Origin of the sequence: Flavobacterium solisilvae (genome assembly GCF_012911605.1) — a bacterium.
Lineage (GTDB): Bacteria > Bacteroidota > Bacteroidia > Flavobacteriales > Flavobacteriaceae > Flavobacterium > Flavobacterium solisilvae.
The window spans coordinates 1-1,429 of record NZ_JAAMPT010000168.1; the positions used below are offsets into that span (position 1 = coordinate 1).

General features: G+C 37.1%; 2 protein-coding genes. Both read left to right on the top strand.

What is annotated here, in order from left to right; all coding sequences use genetic code 11:
* Positions 1-142 precede the first annotated feature (142 nt).
* Positions 143-706 (top strand): pentapeptide repeat-containing protein, encoded by a 564-nt coding sequence (locus G6042_RS00790; protein WP_169522371.1) that lies wholly within the window; start codon positions 143-145, stop codon positions 704-706.
* Positions 703-1,191, top strand: coding sequence for a GyrI-like domain-containing protein (locus tag G6042_RS00795; protein ID WP_169522372.1), 489 nt, complete (start codon positions 703-705; stop codon positions 1,189-1,191). Before G6042_RS00790 ends, G6042_RS00795 begins: the two co-directional genes overlap by 4 nt.
* Positions 1,192-1,429 lie beyond the last annotated feature (238 nt).

Consider the following 1,429-nt stretch of genomic DNA (forward strand, 5'->3'; position numbering starts at 1 on the left):
GCTATTCCTTGTATATGTTGCATCACTAAAAATAATGAATTTATCTTTTTCTTACAACTATTTTACTATATTTGGTACTAGGATTGTGGAGGTTTTTTCACAGTCTGACGTTAGTGGCAAGTGTAACAAGACACCGTTCCAAATGACAGAAACATACATACAAGACAAAACTTTTGACCGAAACGACACGCTGACAAAAGGCGAATACGAAAACTGCATTTTTAACAGTTGCAACTTTGCCGACAGCGACCTCTCAGAATTTAAGTTTATAGACTGCACATTTAACGGTTGTAATTTCAGTTTGACGAAGCTCAACAAGACAGCGTTTCGGGACGTAAAATTCAAAGACTGCAAAATGTTAGGACTTCGCTTTGACATTTGCAACGAGTTTGGACTTTCTTTTTCGTTTGACGGTTGCCAACTCAACCATTCTTCATTTTTTAAGACAAAAATCAAAAAGACCGTTTTCAAAAATTCGCAGTTACAAGAAACCGACTTTGCAGAAGCTGACTTGACAAGTTCCGTGTTTGACAACTGCAATTTGGCACAAGCCGTTTTTGACCATACGACACTTGAAAAAGCCGACTTTCGGACTTCTTACAATTATTCCATTGACCCAGAAATTAACCGAATTAAGAAAGCAAAATTTTCTATTTTGGGCGTTTCAGGACTTTTAGACAAATATGATATTAACATAGAAAAATGACACCAAGAATTGAAACATTAAACGAAAAGAAATTAGTGGGAAAGCGACTAACAATGAGTTTTGCTAATTACAAAATTGGCGAATTATGGCGAAGTTTTACACCAAGACGAAAAGAAATCACAAACAATTTGACGAATGATTTAATTTCAATGGTTGTTTACAAACCAACACATTTTGCGGACTTCAAACCGACAAATGAATTTGAAAGGTGGGCGACAGTTGAAGTTGCAGACTTTCACAACGTGCCAAACGAAATGGAAACTTTTGTTTTGCCAAGCGGACTTTATGCGGTTTTTGACTATAAAGGTTTAAGCACAGATAATTCAATTTTTCAATACATTTTGGGAACTTGGTTGCCAAATTCAGACTACGTTTTGGACGACCGACCGCATTTTGAAGTGTTGGGCGACAAATACAAAAACAACGACCCGACATCAGAAGAAGAGATTTGGATACCGATAAGACCGAAGAACACCAGCCACTAACAGCGGTTTTGCGTTATGGGGGCTGACGTGCTTCGTAGAAACATTTGTGCAAGGTTCAACATTTCTGCTTCGTATGAACAGTAGTGCTAAAAATCCCCCACAACGCAAAGCCGCGGCACGTCAGGTTGTGAAAAAACTTCATTTTCAATACAAATTCACTTAATTAAAAGCTTATAAATTGATTTTAAGCCAAGGTATATTTTGAAGTAGTTTGATTTGTTCCCAAAATGATACGAAC